The organism is Bacillus sp. 05T31 (genome assembly GCF_056396725.1).
Map to the genome: position 1 here is coordinate 1 of NZ_JBFTMA010000765.1, position 2,026 is coordinate 2,026.

The 2,026-nt window shown below is 34.6% G+C and carries 1 protein-coding gene; it reads left to right on the forward strand.

Annotation, left to right across the window (positions count from 1 at the left end; genetic code table 11):
• Window positions 1-2,026, forward strand: a 2,026-nt coding sequence (locus AC1DJR_RS27950) for a SpaA isopeptide-forming pilin-related protein (RefSeq protein WP_477004041.1), incomplete at both ends; no start/stop codon positions are given.

The following is a 2,026-nucleotide window of genomic DNA, read 5'->3' on the forward strand; positions in this document are numbered from 1 at the left end:
TTATCTGTAGGCAAGTACAAATTAGTAGAAAAAGCAGGCTTACCGGGATACAAAAAACTAACAGAGCCAGTATCGTTCGAAATTAAAAAAGGTATGACGAAAGTTTTATCATTGAAAGTAGAGAACGAACTGTTAGATAAAGGTTCAGTAGAAATTACAAAAGTGGACAAAGAAAGTGGCGCAGTATTAGCGGGCGTAACCTTCGAAGTGCAAGATGAAAAAGATAAAGTAGTAACAAAAGTAACAACAGATAAAGATGGAAAAGCAAACGTTTCAAATTTATCAGTAGGGAAATATAAGCTAGTAGAGGYAGAAAGCTTACCAGGATACAAAAAACTAGCGAAACCAGTATCGTTCGAAATTAAAAAAGGTATGACAGAAGTCYTATCAYTRAAAGTAGAGAACGAAAWRTTAGAYAAAGGTTCAGTAGAAATTAMAAAAGTAGATAAAGACAGTCAAAAAGTATTAGAAGGCGTAGTCTTCGAAGTACAAGATGAGCAAGGMAAAGTAGTAACAGAAGTAACGACAGATAAAGAAGGAAAAGCAAAAATCTCAGACTTATCTGTAGGCAAGTACAAATTAGTAGAAAAAGCAGGCTTACCAGGATACAAAAAATTAACAGAACCAGTATCATTCGAAATTACAAAAGGTATGACGACAGTCCTATCAATAAAAGTAGAAAATGAGCAGTTAGATAAAGGCTCAGTAGAAATTACAAAAGTAGATAAAGACAGCCAAAAAGTATTAGCAGGCGTAGTCTTTGAAGTTCAAGATGAGCAAGGAAAAGTAGTAACAGAAGTAACGACAGATAAAAGTGGAAAAGCAAACGTCTCAGACTTATCTGTAGGAAATTACAAATTAGTAGAAAAAGCAGGCTTACCAGGTTACAAGAAGTTAACAGAACCAGTATCATTTGAAATTAAAAAAGGTATGACAGAAGTTCTACCATTAAAAATAGAAAATGAAATGGTAGATACGGGAAATGTAGAGATAACGAAGATAGATAAAGATAATAAGGCACCGTTAGCAGGTGTAGTCTTCGAAGTTCAAGACGAAACTGGCAAAGTAGTAACAAAAGTAGCAACAGATAAGGAAGGAAAAGCAAACGTTTCAGACTTATCTGTAGGAAAGTACAAGCTGGTAGAAGTAGAGAGCTTACCAGGATACAAAAAATTAGAAAAGTCGGTACCATTTGAAATTAAAAAAGGTATGACAAAATCTCTAGCGTTCACTGTAGAAAACGAAATGGTGGATACGGGGAATGTTGAAATCACGAAAATAGACAAAGATAGTAAAGCACCATTAGAAGGTATTGTATTTGAAGTACGTGATTCAAAAGGGAAAGTAGTAACAAAAGTAAAAACGGATAAAGATGGAAAGGCAAACGTTTCAGATTTATCTATTGGAAAGTATGAGTTGGTGGAGGTAGAAACACCAGCCGGATACAAACCACTAGAAAAACCAATTTYATTCGAAATTGAAAAAGGTAGAGTWACAGCATTACAATTAACTGTMGAAAATGAATTAGTGGATACAGGAAATGTAGAAATTACAAAAGTAGACAAAGAAAATAAAGATGCTTTAGCTGATGCCGTATTTGAGATTCAAGACGAAGCAGGACAAGTAGTCGCTAAAATAACGACAGATAAAAAAGGGCACGCACAGGTTACTAATTTATCAGTTGGAACATACAAGTTGGTAGAGGTAAATGCACCAAAAGGATATAAGCAATTAGTAGATCCTATTACTTTCCAAATTGAAAAAGGTATGACAAAATCTCTTGCTTTAACAGTAGAAAACGAAATGTTAGACAAGGGTAATGTAGAAATTACAAAAGTAGATAAAGAAGGCCAAAAAGCATTAGCGGGCGTAGTCTTTGAAGTACAAGATGAAGCAGGCAAAGTAGTAACAGAAGTAACGACAGATAAAGATGGAAAAGCAAAAGTCTCAGACTTATCTGTAGGCAAGTACAAATTAGTAGAAAAAGCAGGCTTACCGGGATACAAAAAACTAACAGAGCCAGTAT